Genomic DNA, 23,341 nt, shown 5'->3' on the forward strand with positions numbered 1-23,341 from the left:
AATATTTTTTGAAAAGCCCAATCGATTAAAGATTGGGCTTTTTTTATTTCAATTAAAATCAATTTCGTATTTTTGAACTTTATCAAACAATCACAATGGACAATATAAAACAATACGTTCAAGAAAATAAAGAACGTTTTTTAAAGGAATTAATAGAGCTTTTAAAAATCCCTTCTGTAAGTGCTGATAGCGCTTATGCTCACGATGTTGTATTAACGGCCGAAGCAGTTAAAGCAAGTTTAGAAAAAGCAGGTTGCGATTTTGTAGAACTTTGCGAAACGCCAGGTTACCCAATCGTTTACGGAGAAAAAATTATCGATAAAAATTCACCAACAGTTTTGGTTTATGGACATTATGATGTACAACCACCAGACCCAATGGAATTATGGACATCGCCACCTTTTGAACCAGTAATCAAAACCACAGAAATTCACCCTGAAGGAGCTATTTTTGCTCGTGGCGCTTGTGATGACAAAGGTCAAATGTACATGCACGTGAAAGCTTTTGAATACATGATTCAAAATAATTGCTTGCCATGTAACGTAAAATTCATGATTGAAGGCGAAGAAGAAGTAGGTTCAAAAAGTTTAGGTTGGTTTGTAGAAAGAAATCAAGAAAAATTAGCAAACGATGTAATTTTGATTTCGGATACGGGAATGATTTCTAACCAACAACCATCTATCACAACAGGTTTAAGAGGTTTAAGCTATGTTGAGGTTGAGGTTACAGGTCCAAACAGAGATTTACACTCAGGTTTATACGGAGGAGCTGTTGCGAATCCAATTAATGTATTAACCAAAATGATTGCTTCGTTACATGATGAAAATAATCATATTACCATTCCAGGTTTTTACGATAAAGTAGAAGAATTATCTGCTGAAGAAAGAGCCGAAATGGCAAAAGCACCGTTCTCATTAGAGAAATATAAAAAAGCTTTAGATATCGAAGAAATTCATGGTGAAGCAGGTTATGTTACTAATGAAAGAAATTCAATCCGTCCTACATTAGATGTGAATGGAATTTGGGGTGGTTACACAGGTGAAGGAGCCAAAACGGTTATCGCAAGTAAAGCTTTCGCGAAAATTTCAATGCGTTTAGTGCCAAATCAAGATTGGGAAGAAATTACCGAATTATTCAAAAAACATTTCGAAAGTATTGCGCCAAAATCAGTGAAAGTGGTGGTAAAACCGCATCATGGTGGACAAGGTTATGTAACGCCGATTGATAGCGTTGGTTATAGGGCTGCAAACAAAGCCTATACTGAAACTTTTGGTGTACCTGCAATTCCTGTTCGTTCAGGTGGAAGTATTCCAATTGTAGCTTTATTTGAGAAGGAATTAAAGAGTAAAACTATTTTAATGGGGTTTGGGTTAGATAGTGATGCGATTCACTCACCAAACGAGCATTTTGGAGTTTTCAATTATTTAAAAGGAATTGAAACTATTCCGTTATTTTACAAATATTTCACAGAAATGAACAAATAAAATGAATCCCGATGAAAATCGGGATTTTTGTTTTTAGTCAATTAAAACCCACTCATTATGTCCAAAATAATCCCATTCGGCCTTTGCCATATCAAATTTTGGATCGATTAAAGTTTTTAGTTCTTTTCTGTTGATGCTGTTTTTACAATCAATGTAAATTGCGATGTGTTTTCCTTGATATTCTTTTTTAATGCGTTGGCAGTATTGCCAAATGAAATCGGGTTTTGTGGCTAAGTTTTGGGCTTGTTTGTTAGTTAGGTTTTTACTGTAATTATAAAATGATTCATCACCAGTTTTTAAATCTTTAATCCGAAAAATAATATAACCACTGCGTTCTCTCAACATCATGCGCCAACTTAATCGATGGCCTTCTTCTGTCCAAAGCACATCACCTTCAATCAAATGATGGCGTAATGGAAGTAAAAGTTGAATAACCAAATACGGAATCATCAAAAAGTAAACTATTTTTTTTCCGTAGAAATTTTGGTTTACATTTTCATTTTCAAGTCTTGACTTTTTTCTAAGGAATATTCTTCTGATGGTTTCGGGTTCGTAAAAAAACAAAGCAAAAGTCAGAGCAAAAAATGGAAAAATTCCAATTTGTAGTGTTATAGAATTAAATATGTGAAAGATTATGGAAGCTATTAAGGCAAGAGTTCTTGTTTTCTTGAACAATAGAAAGGGTACAATTAATAAGTCAAATAATATTCCAGCATAAGCAATAAATAAGTAAAACCATTTTTGAGAAAAAAGTTCTAGAAAGAAAGGTCTTGTGGTGGTTCCTGATAAAAGATTTTTAGCAAAAGTGCCATCTAACCAATCAGGGTAAAATTTTGCAAGAGAGGCATAAACATAAACAATCCCAATTTGAATTATAAATAGAAGGCTTATCCAATAAGGCATTGTTTTTTCTTCTGAAACTCGATTTTGTTTTACATCTAAAGAAGCGTATCGATTTGCTGGAAGAAAAATCAGCAAAAAACTGATGAGAAGCAATAAATAGTAATGGTTGTTATAAGATGATTTCTGCATGAAATACACACCCGCCCACAAAATCGTATAGGAAATAATCGCTATTCGGTAACGATATCCTAACATGATGGCTAATCCGAAAATGCCCATTAAAGAAAAGTAGCAATACATTCCAAAACCAGGTAAAGGTTGAAGCCATTCTAAACCGATAAATGAAAATGTAAATTCAGGGTCAATTAAAACACGTTTTACCCAGCCTGTAAGTATGGCACCAAAACTTTCACAAGCAACTAAAAATCCAAAAAATATTCGGAAAACAATTAACGGACTGTTGTCTATTGCTTGGAATATAGATTTCATTTCAAGTTTTTAATAAAGTCTAGTGAAAATGCTTTGTCTTTTTCTAATTGGGTTTGAAGTTCCGTGATAGAATTAAATTTATGTTCCTCTCTAATATTTCCCAAAAAGGCTATTTGTAAATTTTCGTTGTAAATATCTTCTTTTATATCAAAAAAGTGAACTTCAATCGTTTGTTCGTTATCACCTAAAGTTGGATTTTTGCCAATATTCATCATACCAAAATGCAACACTTTTTTTATTTCGCAAGACACAATGTAAACCCCGTTTTTAGGAAGTAGCTTGTAGTTTTCAGATAATAAAATATTTGCAGTTGGAAATCCGATAGTTCTCCCGATTTTTTTACCCTCAATAACTTTTCCTGAAATAAAATAAGGATATCCTAAATATTCATTCGCTAATTTGACATTACCTTCTAATAATGCTTTTCTTATTTTGGTTGAACTGATTGCTATTTCATCAATTTCTTTAGCGCTAATTTGTTCTACTTCAAAATCATATTTTTTTCCAAAAGTAATCAAATCGTTAATGTCAGCACTCCTGTTTTTGCCAAAACGATGATCGTGACCAATGATTATTTTATGGATGTTTAGTTTGTCAACTAAAATTTCTTTAACAAATTCTTCTGCAGATAAGTTTGAAAATGCCGCATCAAATGGATGAATGATTAGATTATCAATGCCAAATTTATCAAGTAATTCTCCTTTTTCATCAATCGTATTTAATAGTTTAATAGATGAATCTTGTTGTAAAACCATTCTAGGGTGCGGAAAAAAAGTTAAAACAATACTTTCATAAGTGTTTTCAAGTGTTGCATTCTTCATTTTTTCCAAAATAGATTTATGCCCAAGATGAACGCCATCAAAAGTACCAATAGTGATTATGGTTTTGCTTTTATTGTTTTTAAAATCAAGGATTGAATTGTATTTTTCCAAAATATTTTCATTAAAGAAACAAAGGTAATTTCTTATTGTCATAAAAAAATCACATACTGTATAAAAAATGTTTTTTTTTAGTATATTTGTTTAATATAACATTTAATTAACCTAAATAATGAAGAAAAATTTACTAATTGCAGTTATTGCTCTTTCTGGTTATTTTGCTTTTGGACAAAAAAGTTTGCCTATAACAAAACATTCAAATAATGATTTTGAAACTTCTGTTGCTAAAGCAAGAACTTTTGCTCCGAACGGAGTAGTAAGATGTGCTACTGTTGAATATCACAAAGATAAACAAAGTAGGGGTGTAGCTGTTTCGGATGACGCTTTTGAGGCTTGGTTGGCTCCTAAAGTTGAAGAAATTAAAAGGCTAAGATTGGCAGGAAGGCTTCCATCTATTATAAGAATTCCTGTAGTGGTTCACGTAATTCATAATGGAGATGCTGTTGGTGTAAATGAAAATATTGCTACAGGTCAAGTTCTGTCGCAAATTACTGTTTTTAATCAAGATTTCAGAAGGATGTCAGGAACTCCAGGGTTTGGCGCAGGTGTTGATACAACTATTGAATTTTGTTTAGCACAAGTTGATCCAAATGGTAATCCTACAACGGGAATTGATAGAATTAATAGAGGTATAGCAACTTATAATTCTATGAATGCTATTCAAGCGGCTAAAACTGCTACTATTTGGGATCCAACAAAATATCTTAACATGTGGACTTTCCAATTTGGGGGTACAATGGCAAGTGTATTAGGTTATGCTCAGTTTCCTTCAGGTTCTGGATTAGCAGGTATGGGTACAGACCCATGTGTAGATGATTTAGGAGGAGGAGATGCAACTACTGACGGTGTTGTTTGTAATTATAATACTTGGGGATCTAGAACTATTTTTCCTGCGGGAACATATGCAGGAACTCAATATGACAAAGGAAGAACAATGACTCACGAGGTAGGGCATATGTTTGGATTAAGACATATTTGGGGAGATGGAGATTGTACGGTAGATGATTTTTGCGCTGATACGCCTAATTGTGATTCTGATTATTATGCGGGTGCTGGTACAGGTGGATGTAATGCCCCAGTTCAATGTGGAAATACTAGACAAATTCAAAACTACATGGATTATTCTGATGATAGTTGTATGAATATGTTTACACAAAATCAAAAAGATAGAATGTTGGCAGTGTTAATGAACTCACCAAGAAGGGATGATTTATTAGTTTCGACAGTTTGTGAGCCAACTACTCAACCTCCATATATTCAATTTAAAAGGGTTGCATGTGGCTCAAGAATTGTAAAATCTGTTGTTGAAGGTAATGGTTGTGGATATACAGAATTTACCGTGCCAGTTAGTATTAGTAAAGCTGCTTCTGCAAATGCTCTTGTAACTTTTAGTGTGGATGCTTTATCGGTTGCAAATGCTTCTGATATACAAATAATGACACCAACGGTAACATTTAATTCTGGTTCAACAACAGATCAAAATTTTGTTTTTAGAGTTCTAAATGATGCTTCTGTTGAACCAAATGAAGATTTAATTATTACTTTTTCAGTAAATCCTAATGGAGGAAATGCGGCTGCAAACCCTTACGAAGGAACTAAATTCAACATGACTATTGTTAACGATGATACAGCTGTAGTTGCTTCTGCTTTAGGACAACAAATATTTTCTGAAGGTTTTGAAACCTATACAGATTTTACATTAGGAAATGTTGGAGGTTGGACAACGTATGATTTGGACACCAATGCTACTTATACAGATGATACTTATAATTTCCCTAATGAAGGATATACAGGGTCATATATTGTTTTTAATCCTTCAGCTACTACTCCTAGTGCTGCAGGAGGTGGTTATGATGCTCATTCAGGAAATAAAGGGTATTATTGTTATAACGAAAGTGTAGCTCCCTTCGCAAATAATGATTGGGCTATTACACCACAAATTCCTTTAGGAACAAATTCACAATTAAAATTATGGGCAAAAAGTTTAACTAATAATTACAGCGGTGGAGAACGTTTTAAAGTTCTAGTTTCAACAACTAATACAAACACGGCAAGTTTTACTGCAATTTCTGCAGGAGCTTACATAACTCCGCCTTTAACTTGGACAGAGTATACGTACGATTTAAGTGCTTATAACAATCAAAACATTTATATTGCGATACAATGTGTTTCATCTGATGAGTTTGTGTTTATGTTAGATGATGTTTCGGTTACGTCTGATATTATTACTACTATTGAAACCAATGTGAATACTCCTACAGCTATGAGTAGCTTACTATCAGGAGCAGGAACAACCGCATTTAAAGATACTGTTACAAGAGATTTGTCAAATGTTGTTACTTTGAATGATGCTTCAAATTACGGCTGTACAGCTTCTTCAGTTACAAGATCAGGAACAGGAGCTTTACAATATGGGACATCAACAAATGCTGTAGATTTTGCAATGTCAAAACAATTTACAGTTACTCCAGCAAATAATGTAAGTGGTAATGCTACAATTACATTTTATTTTACAGCTGCAGAAATTGCAGGTTGGGAAGCAGCTACAGGAAATAATAGATCATTGTTATATGTAGTTAGAGATGGATTGACAAGAGAAATTCAGCCAGTAACAATTGGTTCTTTTGGAACAGGAGTTACTTTAACTGCCACATTTACTGGTGGAATTCAAGGGGTTTATTCTTTTGCTAGACAACAAAGCTTACCAACAGATAGTTTTGAATTTAACGAAATAGGATTATATCCTAATCCAAATAACGGAACTTTCAATATACAATTTACTCCATCATCGGAGAAAATTAATGTAGTTGTGTTTGATTTAAGAGGAAGGGTTATATTTGATAAACAATATCAAAATAATGGATTATTCAACGAATCAATACAGTTAGATAATGTTGAATCTGGGGTTTATCTTGTAAAAATTCAAGATGGGTCTAGAAAAATTGCAAAGAAAATTATTGTAGAATAAGTAAAATACTTTGTTAACCATTAAAAGAGAAAGCGAAAGCTTTCTCTTTTTTTTTGAAATTTAACTAAATATCTATACATTTGTTTGCTAACCCAATAATTATATTATAGAATGAGAAAAAAAATACACTTTTTATTAGTGTTTATTTTGTTTGTAGGGCTTTCTTACGGGCAAGGTAAATTATGGACAAAAGTTTCTGAAGAGAAACTGGGTGGTCTAGAAAAGATGGAGAGAGCATCTGTACCGTCTGTTTATCAAATTATGCATTTAGATTTAAATACTTTTAAACAAACTTTGGTTGGAGCTCCAATTGATACCGAAGGTACTCTTTCTAATACGATTGTCAATTTTCCAAATTCAAAAGGGGAGCTTTCTAGATTTAGAGTTTATGAGGCACCAATCATGGAAAAAGGACTTGCTGATAGATATCCAGATATAAAATCATATGCGGCTGTAGGTATTGATAATCCTTCTGTTAAATTGAGATTTAGTGTTACACTTTTTGGATTACATGTCATGTCTACTTCAGGAGATGAAGGTACATATTACATTGATACATATACTAAGGATTTAAACAATTATATTGTTTACAACAGAAAAGATCTTTACACAGTAAGAACATTTGCATGTCATTTTCAAGACAATCATGAAGAAATTGCCGAGCAAAATAGAATTGCTGTTGAAAACCAAATTTTAGCTACTGATGGTATTTTTAGACAATACAGATTAGCTATGGCATGTACAATAGAATATGCTGCTTTTCATGTTACTGCAGCTGGTTTAGGCGCTGGTACTCTTGCTCAGAAAAAAGCTGCGGTTTTAGCTGCTATGAATGTAACTATGACTCGTGTAAACGGTATTTATGAGAGAGATATGTCTTTAAGAATGAATTTAGTTGCTAATAATGACCTAGTTATATTTGTTGATTCTGATTCATTTAATAATACTAATGCAAATACATTAATAAATCAAAGTCAAACAGTTATAGATGCTAATATTGGAAATTCAAACTATGACATTGGACACACTGTAAGTACTGGTGGTGGTGGTTTAGCTGGATTAGGTGTTGTTTGTAATAGCACCAATAAAGCGAGAGGAATTACAGGTTCCCCTGCTCCAGTAGGTGATCCTTACGATATCGATTATGTAGCGCACGAAATGGGTCACCAATTTGGTGGGCCTCATACTTTTAGTTCTAATGATGATACTGCAGGAAATTGTAATTCAGGAAATAATAGTAGTGCGAATTCTGTTGAGCCTGGAAGTGGTTCTACTATTATGGCATATGCTGGAATTTGTGAAGAAAATGTTCAGTCAAATTCAGATGCTTATTTTCATGCTGTAAGTATTGCAAGCATGAATGCGGTTATGGTTGGTTCTGGAAACTGTGCTCCTCAAGCAGCTAATGGAAATAATCCTCCTGTTATATCTGCATTAACAAATTATACAATTCCACAAGGAACTGCTTTTGTATTAACTGGAAATGCAACAGATGCTAATGCTGGGGCTTCTTTAACTTATTGTTGGGAGCAAACAAATGCAGCTGCTGGAACAAATTTTCCGACATCTACTCAAACAACAGGTCCTGTTTACAGATCTTTAAATCCAACGACTTCTAACAAAAGATATTTACCAAATTTCCAAAGTGTTTTATCTGGTAATTTAGCTCCAACTTGGGAAGTAACTCCTACAATTGGTAGAACATTAAATTTCGCATTGACAGTTAGAGATAATCAAACGCCAACTGGAGGACAAACAGCAAGAGCAAATATGACAGTAACAACTGTTGCTGCTGCTGGTCCGTTTACAGTAACAAGTCCTGCTGCAAATGCATCTTGGAATACTAATAGTTCTCAAACTATAACTTGGAATGTTGCTGGTACTACTGGTAATGGAATTAACACAGCAAATGTTAATATTTTATTATCAACAGATAATGGAGTTACCTTTTCAACTTTGTTAGCTAATACAGCAAATGACGGTACTCAAGTTGTAACTATGCCAGCTACACCGGCTGTAAATTGTAGAATTCTTGTTGAAGCTGTTGGGAACATTTTTTATGCAGTTTCTCCTAATTTTTCAATTGGATATACTGTAACTAATGTATGTAATAGTTATACAATGAATACAGGATTTGCAATACCAGATAACAATACAACTTTTACTGTAAGAGCTATAAATGTTCCTACAACTAGTAATATTTCTGATGTTAATTTAGCAGTTAATTTAACACATACATATGTGTCTGACTTACAAATTATTTTGCAAGGGCCAATGGTAACTACAACTCAATCAACAATATTTAGTCAGTCTTGTACAACTAATGATAATATTAATGCTACATTTGATGATCAAGGGGCAGGAATTGTTTGTGCGCCAACCATTACAGGGAATGTAATTCCAACAACACCACTAAATGTGTTTAATGGCTTAAATCCTAACGGAAATTGGTTGGTAGGTATTAGAGACGTTGGTGCTGCAGATACAGGAAATGTTGTGTCTTATACTTTAACAGTTTGTTCTCAAACAGCTACATTGTCAAGTGAGTCTTTCGGATTAGAGAACTTCACTTTATATCCAAACCCTAATAATGGAAACTTTAATATTCAATTTACTTCTACTTCAGGAAATGAGATTAAAGTAAACGTTCATGATATTAGAGGGAGAGAAATCTACTCGAAATCTTATACAAATAACGGGTTGTTCAATGAAAATTTACAATTGAGCAATGTTCAATCTGGAGTTTATTTAGTAACTGTAGAAGATGGTTCTATAAAAGAAACTAAGAAGATTGTAGTTCAGTAATTATAAAATATTCTACATTTAATTAAAGAGAAGGCGAAAGTCTTCTCTTTTTTTTGTTATTATGTTAAAAAATTAATAAAAAAATTTATATTTGTTTATTAATCATAAACTTAACCCCAATGAAAAAACTATTACTAATTGTTGTTTTGGTATTTTCTTCCTTTGTTTTAAAGGCACAAAGCAAATCTTTGTGGCAGCAAATAGATGAAAATTCTATTGAGAATCAACCAAAAGTTAAAAGAGCCTCTTTTCCACAAGAGTATAAATTATGGAAATTAGATGTTCAAAATTTCAAAAATCAATTAAGAAATGCTCCAGTCAGAGGAGAATTTCATGGTATTTCAAATGTTATTATTCAGTTGCCAAATGTAGATGGACAACTAGAAAGTTTCCGTGTATTAGAAACACCTATTATGGAGCCTGGATTAGCAGTGAAATTTCCAACTATAAAATCATATGTTGGAAAAGGCATTGATGATGTTACTGCTACTGCAAGATTTTCTGTTACAGAATTTGGTTTACATAGTATGACTTTGTCAGCAGGAAAAAGTACTGCGTTTATTGATCCTTATACAGAAGATACCCAAAATTATATAATCTATAACAGAGCAAGCCTTATAGGTGATGGACAATCGTTTGAGTGTTTAACTTCAGAAGGAGCTCATTTGCCGTCATTGGAGAGTGACAGAAGAGCAAATGCTATGTTTAGAGCAGATACAGATGATAGGGTTTTAAGAACTTATAGATTAGCTCAATCATGTACTGCGGAATATGGTAATCTGTTTAGAGGAAATACCGGAGACCCTATTGCTACTCAAAAAGGTAGGGTTCAAGCCCAAATGGCAATCACTATGACTCGTGTTAATGGTGTTTATGAAAATGATTTAGCGATTACTATGATTTTTGTGGCTAATAATGATGCTGTAATCTACATTGGAGCTACAAATTCTGATCCTTGGAATGGAGAGTTTAACGATCAAACAGGTGTTACTATAGATGCTAATATCGGATTTAATAATTACGATATTGGTCATAATTTCAACACATCTGGAGGAGGTAATGCAGGTTGTATAGGGTGTGTTTGTAGTACAAGTAACGATCCTTTTGGAGGATTTCATAAAGGTACGGGTATGACAGGTCGTGCAAATCCTACTGGAGATCCTTTTGATATTGATTATGTAGCACATGAAATGGGTCATCAATTTGGAGGATATCACACTCAAAGTAGTTCTGGATGTCGTTCAGGTAGTGGTTTGACAGAAGTTGAACCTGGTTCTGGATCAACAATTATGGCATATGCTGGTATTTGTAATACGAATGTTCAAGGAGCTAGTGATGCTTACTTTGCGTATGTAAATATTAGAGATATCATGGAGAATGTAAAGTTTGGAGTAAGTCAACCAACTTTGCCAATGACAAATTTAACTAATAATCCTCCAACAGCTAATGCTGGTAGAGATTATGTAATTCCAAGATCAACAGCGTTTATGTTAGTCGGTCAAGGTACAGACCCTGAAAGCGACCCTATAACTTATACTTGGGAGCAAAATGACCCACAAAACCCTAATACTACGGCAGCGCCAGTAGCAACAAGAGCCGCTGGCCCTATGTTTAGGTCTATTTGGGGTACTTCCTCGCCAATTCGATATATGCCAAGTATGGCTACGGTATTAACGGGAGCCACATCTAATACATGGGAAGTTTGTCCATCTGTGGCTAGAGATTTAAACTTTTCATTGACCGTTAGAGATAATAATTCTGGTATTGGACAAACTGCAACAGATTTGATGAAAGTAACTGTAAATGGAGTTGCTGGGCCTTTTGTTGTAAATGTACCTAATACAGTAGTGTCATGGCAAGCGGGTACAAATCAAAATGTTACTTGGAATGTTGCTGGAACAGATGTAAATGGTGTAAACGCAAAATTTGTTGATATTTATTTATCTACTAATGGAGGAACAAGTTTCCCAATTTTATTAGCAAGTAAAGTTCCTAACGATGGTTCGGAAACAATTACAGTTCCTAATAATACTGGAACAACTAATAGAATTATGGTAAAAGGGTGGGATAACATATTTTTTGATGTTTCCAATACTAATTTTACAATTACTGCTCCTGCAAGTACAATGGCAATTTCATTTAATGGTGTTGAAGGAGAGCAAAATAAAGCTATTTGTCAAGGATCTTCGGTTTCGTATACTATTAAATATGATGCTTTAGCAGGATTTAGTGGTTTAACAACATTTAGTGTTACAGGAAATCCACCAGGAACATCTGTTGTATTTTCACCTACATCTATGTCTGCTTCTGGAACTGTTACAATGACTGTGTCAAATACAACAGGAGTAACGCCAGGTTTTTATAGCCTTAATGTAACCGCTACTTCTGGTGCTGTTACGAAAACAGCGCCATTTTATCTTGATTTATTGAATTCTAACTTTGCTGCAACAACATTGAGTTCACCAGCGAATAATTCTGTAGGTCAAGGGGTAAGTTTAAACTTAACTTGGGTAGCTGATAGTAATGCTGCATCTTATGATGTGCAAGTTGCTACAGATTTGGCTTTTACTAATATTATTTCAAGTGGTAATTCAACAACAACTAGTTATGCTGTTTCAGGACTTTTAGAGGGAACAACATATTATTGGAGAGTTCTGCCTAAGAATTCTGCTTGTAGTGGAACTTTTGGTCCTGAATACAGATTTACAACTGGAGTTGTTAGTTGTCCTGGTACGGTAGCTTCAACAAATGTTCCATTAACAATTCCTACAACGGCTAATGTAACAATTAACTCCACTTTAAATATACCATCTGGTGGCTTAATAAGTGATGTTAATATAACTATGAATGTTTCTCATACATGGATTAATGATATGACGGCAACTTTAATTTCGCCTTCAGGAACTCAAGTTCAATTGTTTGCTCAGCCTTGTACAAGTGCTAGTATTCTAAACATTAATGCTACTTTTGACGATTCTGGTTCAAATGTTGTTTGTGGGACTAATCCAGGTATTTCAGGAACGGTTAGGTCATCTCAATTATTGTCGGCATTTAATGGACAAAATTCAACAGGAACTTGGACTTTAAGAATCTTAGATAGTTTTAACCAAGATGGAGGATCGCTTAATAGTTGGAGTTTGAATATCTGTACAATTCAGCCTTTAAGTATTGATGATAATGAAATTAAAATTTCAGATTTGATTATTTATCCAAATCCCAATAATGGTAATTTTAATATTCAGTTTACTTCTAACACTGGTGAAATTAAAGTGAATGTTCATGATATTAGAGGTAGAGAAATTTATTCGAAATCTTATACAAATAGTGGCTTGTTTAATGAGAATTTACAATTAAGTAATGTTCAATCTGGAGTTTATCTTGTAACTGTGCAAGATGGAGCTAGAAAAGAAATTAAGAAAATTGTAGTTCAATAATTGAATAGTATTTATATAAAAAGGGAAGCTATTAGCTTCCCTTTTTTATTTTCCATTATAAGTATTCATTGTGTTGTTTAATCCTGCTAACGCAAACGATTTTACTATTTCTGAGCTTATTTTAAGTCGTTCTTTTAATTTTTCTTTTTCTTCTGCGTCCCATTCACCTAAAACATAGTTGACTTGTTGCCCTTTTTTAAAGGCATCACTGATACCAAATCGAAAACGTGGGTATTCAGTCGAGTTTAATAATAATTGAATGTTCTTAAGTCCGTTATGACCGCCATCACTTCCTTTAGTTTTAATTCGGATAGTTCCAAAAGCTAAATTCAAATCATCGGTAATAACCAGCATATTTTCTTTTTCAACATTTTCTTTTTCTAACCAATATTTTACCGCTTTTCCGCTTAAGTTCATGTAAGTATTAGGTTTTAATAAAAGTAAGGTTCTTCCTTTTATTTTTAGCTCTGCAACTTCACCTAATTTTACTGTTTGAAATGAAATTCCTTCCTGATTAGCAATATAATCTAAAATTTTAAAACCGATATTGTGTCGCGTATTTGTGTATTCTGAGCCAATGTTTCCAAGCCCAACAATTAAGAATTTCTTCATTGGAATAGTGTCTTCTTGTTTGTTTTTCTTAAATAGAGTTAAAAACCAATTCATGATGTAAAAGTAGTGCAAAGTTTAGAAAGTTGAAAGCATAAAAAAAGCACCAGTAAAACTGATGCTTCTTTTTTATAGTTTGTAAAGAAATTATTTTTTCTTTTTTCCACCTTTTTCTGCTTTTGCAGCTTCTTGAGCAGCTTTCATTGCAGCACGAGAAATTCTTACTTGACAAACAACAGTGTTGTCTGGGTGCATTAATTTGAAATTGTTTGTTTCTAATTTAGTCACATACAATTTATTACCCATTTCTAATTCAGAAATACTTGCTTCAACAAAGTCAGGTAAGTTTTTAGGTAAAGCTTTAACTTTTAAACGACGTTGGTTTAAACGTAAAACACCTCCTAATAAAACACCTGGAGAAGTTCCTGTGATTTTAACTGGCACTTCCATAACGATTTCTTTGTCGTCACTTAATTGGAAGAAGTCAATGTGTAAAATTTTGTCAGAAACTGGGTGAAACTGAATGTCTTGCATAATTACATTGTAAGACGTTCCGTTTAACTCAACTACAACTGTGTGTGCGTTTGGAGTGTAAACTAAATCTTTAAATGCTCTTTCGTCTGCAACAAAATGAACTGGCTGATTTCCTCCGTAGATAACGCAAGGAACCATTCCAGCATCACGTACGGCTTTAGTTGCCTTTTTACCTACGTTTTCTCTTTCTGATCCTTTAATCGTAATTGATTTCATTGTAAAATATATATAATTAATAAATACTTATTAAGGTGGTTGCTTTTGATTACATCAAAAATTTACCACTGATAGAGTTGTTGTTTTGAACCATGTGCATTACTTCTGCAAATAATGGAGCACAACTCACTACTTTTATTTTGTTTGATTCTTTTCTTAAAGGAATTGAATCGGTAACAATTAACTCTAATAATTGAGAGTTTTCAATTTTTTCGTATGCCTCACCAGATAAAATAGGGTGCGTACAAATTGCTCTTACACTTAATGCTCCTTTTTCCATCATTACATCGGCAGCTTTTGCTAATGTGCCTCCGGTGTCAATCATGTCGTCAACTAAGATAACATTTCTTCCTTTTACGTCTCCAATTAACTCCATAGTGTCAATTACATTTGCTTTTTTTCTTTGTTTGTAGCAAACTACAACGTCTGATTCTAAAAATTTAGAATAAGCATATGCTCTTTTTGAACCTCCCATGTCCGGAGAAGCGATCGTTAAATTTTCTAAATTTAAACTTCTCACATAAGGCAAAAAGATTGTAGAAGCAAACAAATGATCTACCGGTTTTTCAAAGAAACCTTGAATTTGATCGGCATGTAAATCCATGGTCATAATTCGGGTTGCTCCAGCAGTTTCTAATAGTTTTGCAACTAATTTTGCTCCAATTGGCACTCTTGGCTTATCTTTTCTGTCTTGTCTTGCCCAACCAAAATAAGGAATAACCGCGGTAATATGTCTAGCAGATGCTCTTTTTGCAGCATCTATCATCAATAATAATTCCATTAAATTGTCTGCACTTGGAAATGTAGAACAAACTAGGAAAACGCGCAATCCTCTAATTGACTCTTCAAAAGAAGGCTGAAATTCGCCATCACTATATTTAGAGAACGTAATCTTACCTAGCGGAACACCATACTTTTCAGCAATTTGTTCGGCTAAATACACACTCTGAGAACATGCAAAAATTTTTGCTTCTGGTTCTTGATACAGCATGTTAATTTATTGTTTAGTAGTTAGTTAGTGTTGTGTCGTGTTAACGAGGTGCAAATTTAGAAATAAAATCGAACTCTGAAAGGATATTTTTAACTATTTTTTTATGAATTGCAGAAATATTTTTTACATTTGCACCCACTTAATGATTTAACCATCATTTCCCATTGCCCGGATGGCGGAATTGGTAGACGCGCACGACTCAAACTCGTGTACTTAGGTGTGTGGGTTCGATTCCCACTCCGGGTACTAAATGAGACTTATCAGGATTTTCTTGATAAGTCTTTTTTATTTTGTCACCATAAGTATTTGAAAAACAATTAGTTAATTCGAACAAAGCCCCTGTTTTTGAGGTTAGATATTCTTTGTTTTTAAGTGAATATTGTAAACCTTCGGGAAATAGTAATTTTTGTAATACTCTCTTTTGGTTGTATTCTAGGTTTTCATAGAATTCAGAAGGGTTCACAGCGATTTTTGTAAAATACTTTATGGCTTTTTCCTGGTTAGATTTTTTTGTTGGTAAATTTTCAATTTCAATCATTTTTTGATTCATAGACTCTTTTAATTTTTGATTTTGTCTCTCAAAAATATCTTTTGAAATTTCATTCACAGCAAATCTATACTCTATTAAATCCATTTTCTCTTTTAAATCATTTATCTCTGATGTCAATATTCTTTTCTTGTCTTTTGAATTATCTTTTTCATCTTCTAGAATTACTTTAACTTGTTCAATAAATAATTCTTTAAGATTATCACTAAGTTTAAAATTATCTACTAGTTTTAAAAAAGCAGTATTCACACCTTCGCTGTTTGAACTTGGTTTGGTTTCTGCATTAGCAGTTTTATTACAAGAATTGCACTTATAATAGAATAAATTTTTCTTCTTGTTTTTATAGGATGTCATTGTATTATTGCAATCACCACAAATTAAATATTTTGGAACTAATGGTGTTTCTATTTTACCACTTAACTTTTCAATTCCAATTTTAGTTGTACCATTAATAATCTTTTGGAGCTTATTAAATTCAGTTTTTGAAATTAATGGTTCCCAATTTCCTTTAATATAAGTATCATCTAATAATGAGTTACAAACTCTACCTGCATAAAATTCATTTCTCCACATGTTTGATAATGATTGATACGCCATTCTAATGCCTTTTGACGACAACCATTCAATGATTTGTTTATCTGTGTATGATTCGTAAATTTTCTTTTTAAAAGCTTCTCTGTAAATTAATCCTTCTTTATTGATTTTGATTTCTTGTTTAGCTTGAACTTTTTCAGGATTTGTTACTCTTGGTCCATAATGATCATATCCTTTCGGTGTTCTTCCAAATAGTTTGCCATTATTAAGTGAGTTAATTAATCCTGGAATAATTGTGTCTTGTCTGTTGAAGTTTTCTTTCTGAGCATAAAGAAGCTGAGTAGAAAATTCGTTTTCAGCTCTTTCGTTAAAGGTGTTATGACCCGTACTTACAGAATACAAATACACATTAAACTCCTTTCTAAGACTAACAAAAAGTTGAATATGCTCAGCACCAGCCCTGCCAAACCTACTTGGAGACCAGATTAAGATTATTTTTGGTCGTTTTGAGTAATGCGTTTTTTTAAGCTTATTTATAAGCTCTTTTAAAGTACTTTGTGTATTAATTTTTTTTGAACTTTCATATTCTGCATCAAATTCGTCAGTTATATTAAGTCCATTTTCTTTTGCAAAGTTTTTTATTCTTTTTACTTGAGTTTCTATACTTCCATTATTCATGAATTGCTCTTTTGTAGAAACTCTTGTATACGACCAAACTGATGTTCCAAAAAAGTCTTTAAGTTGAAGGTTTTTAGTTTTCATCTTTTATTTGTTCTAAAATTAATTTTGTGAATTCATAAAGTTGCAATGAAAGTTCATATAGATTTTCCTCGTCAACGTTAGTTATGTGTTTTTTTATTATTTCTGGGTTAAGTAATTGCTTATTGCAACCACTTTGATTTTCTTCCTGGCCCATATCTTGATAAAGATAAAACGGGCTGATTCATCAGGAACCGAGTAAGTTCTACAATTCTCATAAATTATGATTTTACTGTTACTTTGTAATTTCCTTGGCTTCTAGTTTCAATAGTTACTTTTGAACCATTTGGAAGTTTTGTGTTTAAGAAAAAGTTTGCCAATTCTTCTGATTTTTTATGACTCTCTGTTATTTTACAAATCTTCTTTTTACCATCTACTAATACTTCTATTTCCATTAGTTTTGGCTTGTCATAAACAAGTGTCCTTCGAATGATATTTTCTACATTGGTTAAATATTCAATATCATCATTAATTTTATCAATTTCTAAACCTATCAATTTTGATAAATGTGGAAGGAACGGAATAGAAATTACTGTTTTTCCATAGAAAATATTGTTAAGGTCAGAATTCAATTGTAATCCCGATTTAGAAAATATAAATTCTTCTTTATTTGGGCAATAGATAAATGAATACAATGTTCTGTTTGAAATTAATGAATCTTTGATACAATCTGTAAATGGATTTATTACTCTTCTAAAAACATCAACCATAATATGTTCGTTTTCCAAGAAATGTTTTAACCAACCTTTATCTTCATCACTTAACGAATCTCCTTTTTTATTAAGATGGAATTCAAATACCTTATCAGCATATTTCTCGTAAAATGGTTTTTCCCATACATCATAAGAAAGTTTTTCAAGTTTCTTTGAATCAATACCAATGTTTGATAGCTCATTAATAATCATTAACCATAAAGCCTCTGCCATATTCATAAACCCTTTTTTTTCTTTCTCAAAAAAAGGGACAATTTTTCTTTCTTTCCAATAATTAATTTGTCTCGAAGAAATATTTATGTCTTTTGGAAGAAGCCTTTTATTGTCAAGAGTTTCACCAATTTCTTTATAAACGATACTATTCATTTTGTTGTAACTTTTAAATAAAAATATTTACCATTTGGTAAATATATAAATATTTTTTAATTTAGCAAAAATATAAATGGTTAATTATGAAAAAGATAGATCCATATACTAAAGAAGAGTTTATTCCAAAGCGAAGAAATCAGGTTTTTGCTAACTCAAAAAACAAAACTGATTATCACAATGCACAAGCAAATGAATTGAGAGAGAGAAGAGCAGTTATAGATAAAAAAATTCATAGCAATCATATGCTTTTGCTTGAACTTTTAAAGGTTAAAGATAGAATAGAAATAGATGAGAAAATTCTTGAAGGCAAAGGTTTTTTCTTTAATGTTTTCAATCATACAGCAAAGTATGATAATAGGTGGGCAAATGCAATTTATGAATTTATATATTTTAAAGAAAAAGATACTAACATAATAATAATTAGAGATGGTAGATTTTAGAGATGTTATGATTATTGACAATAGTCAAGATTATGAAAATTTAGTTGAGAAAAATAATGTTCTAGAGAAGAAGAATTATTTTTTAGGTATAATAGTAACTACTTTAATAATTACTGCTATACTAGCTTATAATGAAGCTAAAGAAAGTAAAAAAAGATGTGTTTTTTATAAAAATTAATCAATATTAAATTAAATGCTTCAAAAAAATTCTTCAGCGAAGTGTTTTTTTTGATAGATACCTAGTTAGTTTTTATGTTTTAAAACGTATTAATACGTTTTAAAATGTTTAGATATGTATTAATACAACTGGGTAATGTTTCAGATTTAGTGATGAGCACTTTTTTGATGTTGGTAATGTTTCAGATTTAGTGATGAGCACTTTTTTGATGTTTAACAAATTGATAATCAACAAAAATTAAAAATAATTGTAAAAAAGATGAGCTATATAGTTCATCTTTTTTTATGTTTAAAGCTCTTAAATCTAAGAAAATGATAAAAAATGAAACCTCGTGTATCAGATTTAGTGATAACAAAATTTGCCCAAGTTGTAATTCAAATCATGTTATCAAAAACGGTTTTACAGCAAACAAAAAACAACAATATATTTGTAAATCATGTAAAAATAGATTCATAGATTTTTATACTTATAAAGCTTATATCAATAGGTAAACAAAAGAATTGTTCAATTTACAAAAGAAGGATTGGGTATACGAAGCACAGCAAGAATTTTAAAAATATCGACAACTACCTTATTGAAAAGAATAATCGCAATTGCTAAGAAAATCCCTAGCCAACCTATTTTTAAACACAAAACCTATGAAGTTGACGAGATCAGAACGTTTATAAAAAACAAAGAAAAACCAATTTGGATTGTCTATGCCTTGGAAAGAAAAACAAGACAAGTTGTAAATTTTAGCATTGGCAGAAGAACTAAAAGAACATTGCAATATGTAACTAATACGTTATTGTTGTCTAATCCTAAAACAATTTATACAGATAAGTTAGTACATTATAAGTCATTACTAAATAATGTTGTACACAATACAAAGCCATTTGGTACAAATCATATAGAAAGAAAAAACCTTTCATTAAGAACTCATCTAAAACGCCTGAACAGGAAAACTATTTGCTTTTCAAAAAGTTTTATATTGTTGCAATGTGTTTTAAGGATTTATTTTTGGGGATAGTTCGATATTTGTTTTAAATCTTAGGTGCATTTTTCCAGTAGGCTTTCAGTTTTTCAGCATATTCTTTTGGAGTTATTTTAATATAGCTTAAAAATTGAGCTTCAGTTTTATGTCCTGTTATTTTCATAATGGTTAATGTGTCAATTTTTCCATACAAGTTAGTTGCAAAAGAACGTCTACAAATGTGGGAGCTAACTAACTCATGTTTTTTATATATTCCTGTTTTCTTCCTATAAATGATTTCTTTTTTGCAATCTTTTTCAGTTATTATTTCGTCCATTATTGCTCCCTCAACTTCTTCAGAAATTCCAACTTATTTACAACCTTTTTTAAATAGTTCTCATTTTTGTTAGCTGATTCTTTTGTGAGTTTTCATTTCTTTTATCAAGAATAAATATAATTTGTTTAAGTTACTACTAGAGCAAAAAAAGAGTTTTCTAAATGTTTGAATTTTTTAATAAAAATATTGTACATTTATTTTATCAAGACTGAAAGTTCAAAAAAAGTTAAGATTTTTAGATAGAATTAAAAAAGCCACTTGAATTTCAAGTGGCTTTTTCTTAACTAACTATAAATTTATTCTTTTAGTAATTTCTTTGATTGGCTTGTACCGTTACTATCTGTTAATTTGATTAAATAAATTCCTGTTTCTAAGTCTGTAATATCTAATTGCTGATTTGATATTGCATTTTTAAACGATTTAATTATTTGCCCTGTAATGTTATAAACTTCGACTAGAGTAACATCTGCTGAAAGAGCAAAACTGTTTTTTGAAGGGTTTGGATAAATTACAATCTCATTTTTAATAACTTCAAAATCATTAGATGATAATGTTGACGGTTTGTTTCCATAAACTCGAAATTGTCCTGGGGTTAAAGTAATTGTTGCTGTTGGACTTGTTATTGTTATTGGGGTATTGTCCATTAAATTATACCACGTCATAGGATATGTATAGACATCAGTAGGGAAATTTGGATTGATGTTTTGATTTCCGACAGAAAAGTTAGCAATAACAACAACATTTCTTAATTGAGTTGTTGGATATGAATTATTGTATATGTATAATCTTTGACGAATATTACTTCCGTCTGGACTAATAGTAAAATCAGAACTAAATACAGGTTCAATAGTTTTTAGTTTAATAAATTTAGACCAATCACTTAAAATAGCTGTTCTTCTGGTATCTGTTAACCAGTTTTCTGTCCATTGAACTTGTTGTTTTGTGTCTAATTTACAATCGCCAGGGAAAAAGGCACTTTCATCATTTACACTGCCGTTAGCACAAGTATAAATAGATTGATTGTTTCCTAATTCGGCAAAATGCCAAATCATTTTTGGACCAGGTACTAAAATACTCATAGCCCCCAGAGCTCCCATTCTTGATAAAGCATTAGTAAGATTACCATTTACTGGTGCTGATCCTCCGCCATTTCCATAGGTGATAGCTTCATACATCATTCTATCTTTATCATGACTTTCAGGATACCCTATTAGTCTTTTTCCTGTAAAACCACGACTATCGTGTCCCATTCTAGAAATGTTTTGAGTAGCGAATCCCATAGCTAGTTCTTTATACTGCGTAAACATTTCTCCCCACATCATAATTCCTTTTCCTTCTCCTAATCTATAGTTTGCCCATTGTTGCTCTTCATTGTCAGATCCTAAGTGTTCAAATATTACATAATGGTCGTTATCTAAGCTCCAAGAATAATCGGCATATTCTTTTAGAATATCTACTCGGTCTTGTTGATAAGCATTAGTACAAGCGTCATCACCACCACTACAGTTTTGTGTAAATCCCTTAGTTAAATCCCAACGAAATCCATCAATTTTATATTCTGTTATCCAATGTTTGATAGTTTGTTTTACATAATTTCTAGTTAAAGAAGAAGCGTGATTAAAATCATCTCCTACGCTGTAACTATGTCTTGCAGTAGTGTTAAAATATGGATTATCACTCGCAGGACCACCCCATCCATCTCCCTCAGGGTCATTCATCCACATTCTAATCATTGGATTTCTACCAAATGCATGATTGAAAGCAATATCAAGGATAACTGCGATACCATTTTGATGGCATAAATCGACTAATTCTTTTAGTTTTTCTGGAGTTCCATAAAATTTATCTAATGCCATGTGAAATGCGGTGTTGTATCCCCAACTTTCATTTCCTTCAAATTCCATAATTGGCATTAATTGGATAGCATTAATACCTAAATCTTTAAAGTATTGAATTCGGTCAATTACATTCTGATAGTTTCTATCGGCATCAAAATCGCGAATTAATAATTCGTAAACGACTAATTTATCTTTACTTGGTTTTGTAAAATTTGTTACTTGCCAATTGTAAGGAGCAGTTCCAGTTTTGAACCAAGTAACTTCACGTTCTTGTCCACTTGGGTAAATTGGTAAATTTGGAAAAGTATTACTAGGAATCCACGGATCGTCATAAGGAGATAAAACCAATGTGGAATAAGGGTCAGCCGCTCTTACTAATGAAGGAGAGTTTGCAATTGGTGTTTGGTCAACGACCCAATATTGATAGGTATTATCAGCACCTGGTGTTAAACCTGTTAGTTCTAGCCAAAATTTACCCGTTGAAGGGTCTTTTTTCATTGCAAAGTTTGTATCAGGAGTATAATTGTTAAAACTACCTGCAACATAAACAAAATCTTTGCCTGGAGCTTCTAAAACTAGTGTTGCTCTTGTGTTGTCTGAGGTGTTGTAATTAATTCCATTGACTAAGCCTACAGGAATTGTTTGTGCTGTACTTCCTGGATTTACAATAACTGCAAAACGTCTTGTAATTGTTGATGTTCCAATGGTTATTTCTAATTCATAATTTGTGTTTGTGGTGATGTTGGTATGATTAAAAGTGTAACTTGATGTTGTATTAGTATTTATACTAATTCCGTTAGCTTTTAAGTTATAGTTAGCATTTCCACCTGTATTGGTAGCTGCAATATTTAAATTACCACCAGAGTTAATAATTGTACTACTATTGTTTGCGGGAGCTGTTAAGTTAACTTGAAAAGTACCAACATTAAATATAAAATCACCACAAGATGGAGGTAGTTTTAAAGTTTGGCTTCCATTGGCATTCCTAAAAACCATTCCTAATTTTGTGGTATTAGCCTGTTGAGTAGCATTTAAACCAAAGTAAGTACTAGGAGTTAAGGTAATACTCCATGTGCCATTTCCGTTATTAGTCATTAAACCAACGCTATCGTCTTGCCCCCAGTTGCCTATAACGCTAAATCCAAACGCATTACTGTCGTCTCCAATTCCTGCATGCATGTAAACTTTTGTTGGGTTTGTTCCTATTAAATTACATCCTTGAGCTGCAGTAGAAACGGTAATAGTGATTTGATCTGTGACATTGAAACTACTGGGTGTTATTGTGACCTGAGCTACGCTTGCCGCAATTGTGAATAAAAGTAAAAATGTAAGTATTGTTTTTTTCATAGCCTAATTGATAAAA

At 32.2% G+C, this 23,341-nt stretch carries 16 protein-coding genes and 1 tRNA gene; 8 read left to right on the forward strand and 9 right to left on the reverse strand.

Features of this window, described 5'->3' with window-relative positions:
• The first annotated feature begins 95 nt into the window (after positions 1 to 95).
• Positions 96 to 1,484: a dipeptidase gene (locus B2741_RS08900; protein WP_291137780.1), complete on the forward strand. Its 1,389-nt coding sequence runs from the start codon at positions 96 to 98 to the stop codon at positions 1,482 to 1,484.
• Positions 1,485 to 1,517: 33 nt separating this feature from the next.
• On the opposite strand, the gene B2741_RS08905 is transcribed toward B2741_RS08900, so the two are convergent.
• Both B2741_RS08905 and B2741_RS08910 read right to left on the reverse strand, forming a co-directional pair.
• Positions 1,518 to 2,816: an HTTM domain-containing protein gene (locus B2741_RS08905; protein WP_291137783.1), complete on the reverse strand. Its 1,299-nt coding sequence runs from the start codon at positions 2,814 to 2,816 to the stop codon at positions 1,518 to 1,520.
• On the reverse strand, positions 2,813 to 3,748 hold the full coding sequence (locus tag B2741_RS08910) for a bifunctional riboflavin kinase/FAD synthetase (protein ID WP_291137786.1): 936 nt from the start codon (positions 3,746 to 3,748) through the stop codon (positions 2,813 to 2,815). The genes B2741_RS08905 and B2741_RS08910 overlap by 4 nt, the downstream gene beginning before the upstream one ends.
• 118 nt (positions 3,749 to 3,866) lie before the next feature.
• On the opposite strand from B2741_RS08910, the gene B2741_RS08915 reads away from it, so the two are divergent.
• The 3 genes from B2741_RS08915 (at position 3,867) to B2741_RS08925 (ending at position 12,961) form a co-directional block, all read left to right on the forward strand.
• Positions 3,867 to 6,722 carry a T9SS-dependent choice-of-anchor J family protein gene (locus B2741_RS08915; RefSeq protein ID WP_291137789.1) on the forward strand — a complete coding sequence of 952 codons (2,856 nt, stop codon included), beginning with the start codon at positions 3,867 to 3,869 and terminating at the stop codon, positions 6,720 to 6,722.
• Positions 6,723 to 6,833: 111 nt separating this feature from the next.
• A complete protein-coding gene (locus B2741_RS08920) occupies positions 6,834 to 9,527 on the forward strand; it encodes a reprolysin-like metallopeptidase (RefSeq protein WP_291137792.1) in 2,694 nt (897 codons plus the stop codon).
• Between the two features lie 119 nt (positions 9,528 to 9,646).
• Entirely contained in the window at positions 9,647 to 12,961 is a 3,315-nt protein-coding gene (locus tag B2741_RS08925; protein WP_291137795.1) for a reprolysin-like metallopeptidase, read from the forward strand.
• 45 nt (positions 12,962 to 13,006) lie between these two features.
• Here B2741_RS08925 and pth read toward each other — a convergent pair whose 3' ends face one another.
• The 3 genes from pth to B2741_RS08940 form a co-directional block, all read right to left on the reverse strand.
• Entirely contained in the window at positions 13,007 to 13,573 is a 567-nt protein-coding gene (gene pth / locus B2741_RS08930) for an aminoacyl-tRNA hydrolase (RefSeq protein ID WP_291137905.1), read from the reverse strand.
• A 144-nt stretch (positions 13,574 to 13,717) separates the two neighbouring features.
• On the reverse strand, positions 13,718 to 14,320 hold the full coding sequence (locus B2741_RS08935; protein WP_291137798.1) for a 50S ribosomal protein L25/general stress protein Ctc: 603 nt from the start codon (positions 14,318 to 14,320) through the stop codon (positions 13,718 to 13,720).
• Between the two features lie 49 nt (positions 14,321 to 14,369).
• Positions 14,370 to 15,311, reverse strand: a complete 942-nt coding sequence (locus tag B2741_RS08940; RefSeq protein WP_264548338.1) for a ribose-phosphate pyrophosphokinase — start codon at positions 15,309 to 15,311, stop codon at positions 14,370 to 14,372.
• A gap of 166 nt (positions 15,312 to 15,477) precedes the next feature.
• Here B2741_RS08940 and B2741_RS08945 point away from each other — a divergent pair.
• Positions 15,478 to 15,557: transfer RNA gene (locus B2741_RS08945), tRNA-Leu, on the forward strand.
• Here B2741_RS08945 and B2741_RS13095 read toward each other — a convergent pair.
• Both B2741_RS13095 and B2741_RS08950 read right to left on the reverse strand, forming a co-directional pair.
• Positions 15,511 to 17,154 carry a recombinase family protein gene (locus B2741_RS13095; RefSeq protein ID WP_414655307.1) on the reverse strand — a complete coding sequence of 548 codons (1,644 nt, stop codon included), beginning with the start codon at positions 17,152 to 17,154 and terminating at the stop codon, positions 15,511 to 15,513. The genes B2741_RS08945 and B2741_RS13095 overlap by 47 nt on opposite strands.
• 218 nt (positions 17,155 to 17,372) lie before the next feature.
• Positions 17,373 to 18,230 carry a hypothetical protein gene (locus tag B2741_RS08950; RefSeq protein WP_291137803.1) on the reverse strand — a complete coding sequence of 286 codons (858 nt, stop codon included), beginning with the start codon at positions 18,228 to 18,230 and terminating at the stop codon, positions 17,373 to 17,375.
• 86 nt (positions 18,231 to 18,316) lie between these two features.
• Here B2741_RS08950 and B2741_RS08955 point away from each other — a divergent pair, with 86 nt between their 5' ends.
• From B2741_RS08955 to B2741_RS08970, 3 genes are all read left to right on the forward strand, one after another.
• On the forward strand, positions 18,317 to 18,673 hold the full coding sequence (locus B2741_RS08955; protein WP_291137806.1) for a hypothetical protein: 357 nt from the start codon (positions 18,317 to 18,319) through the stop codon (positions 18,671 to 18,673).
• Positions 18,660 to 18,851, forward strand: a complete 192-nt coding sequence (locus B2741_RS08960; protein ID WP_291137809.1) for a hypothetical protein — start codon at positions 18,660 to 18,662, stop codon at positions 18,849 to 18,851. Before B2741_RS08955 ends, B2741_RS08960 begins: the two co-directional genes overlap by 14 nt.
• A 311-nt stretch (positions 18,852 to 19,162) precedes the next feature.
• Positions 19,163 to 19,860 (forward strand): IS1 family transposase gene (locus B2741_RS08970; protein WP_422653598.1). Its coding sequence is split into 2 segments (ribosomal slippage): positions 19,163 to 19,337 and positions 19,337 to 19,860, totalling 699 coding nucleotides; the frame shifts between segments, so codons are not numbered across the junction.
• Positions 19,861 to 19,873: 13 nt separating this feature from the next.
• Here the strand turns inward: B2741_RS08970 and B2741_RS08975 are convergent.
• Together B2741_RS08975 and B2741_RS08980 are read right to left on the reverse strand one after the other, a co-directional pair.
• Positions 19,874 to 20,140 (reverse strand): hypothetical protein, encoded by a 267-nt coding sequence (locus tag B2741_RS08975; protein ID WP_291137817.1) that lies wholly within the window; start codon positions 20,138 to 20,140, stop codon positions 19,874 to 19,876.
• A 296-nt stretch (positions 20,141 to 20,436) separates the two neighbouring features.
• Entirely contained in the window at positions 20,437 to 23,325 is a 2,889-nt protein-coding gene (locus tag B2741_RS08980; protein WP_291137820.1) for an alpha-amylase family glycosyl hydrolase, read from the reverse strand.
• Between the last annotated feature and the right edge of the window lie 16 nt (positions 23,326 to 23,341).

The sequence above is a fragment of the Flavobacterium sp. UBA7663 genome (assembly GCF_002483315.1).
Taxonomy (GTDB): Bacteria; Bacteroidota; Bacteroidia; order Flavobacteriales; family Flavobacteriaceae; genus Flavobacterium.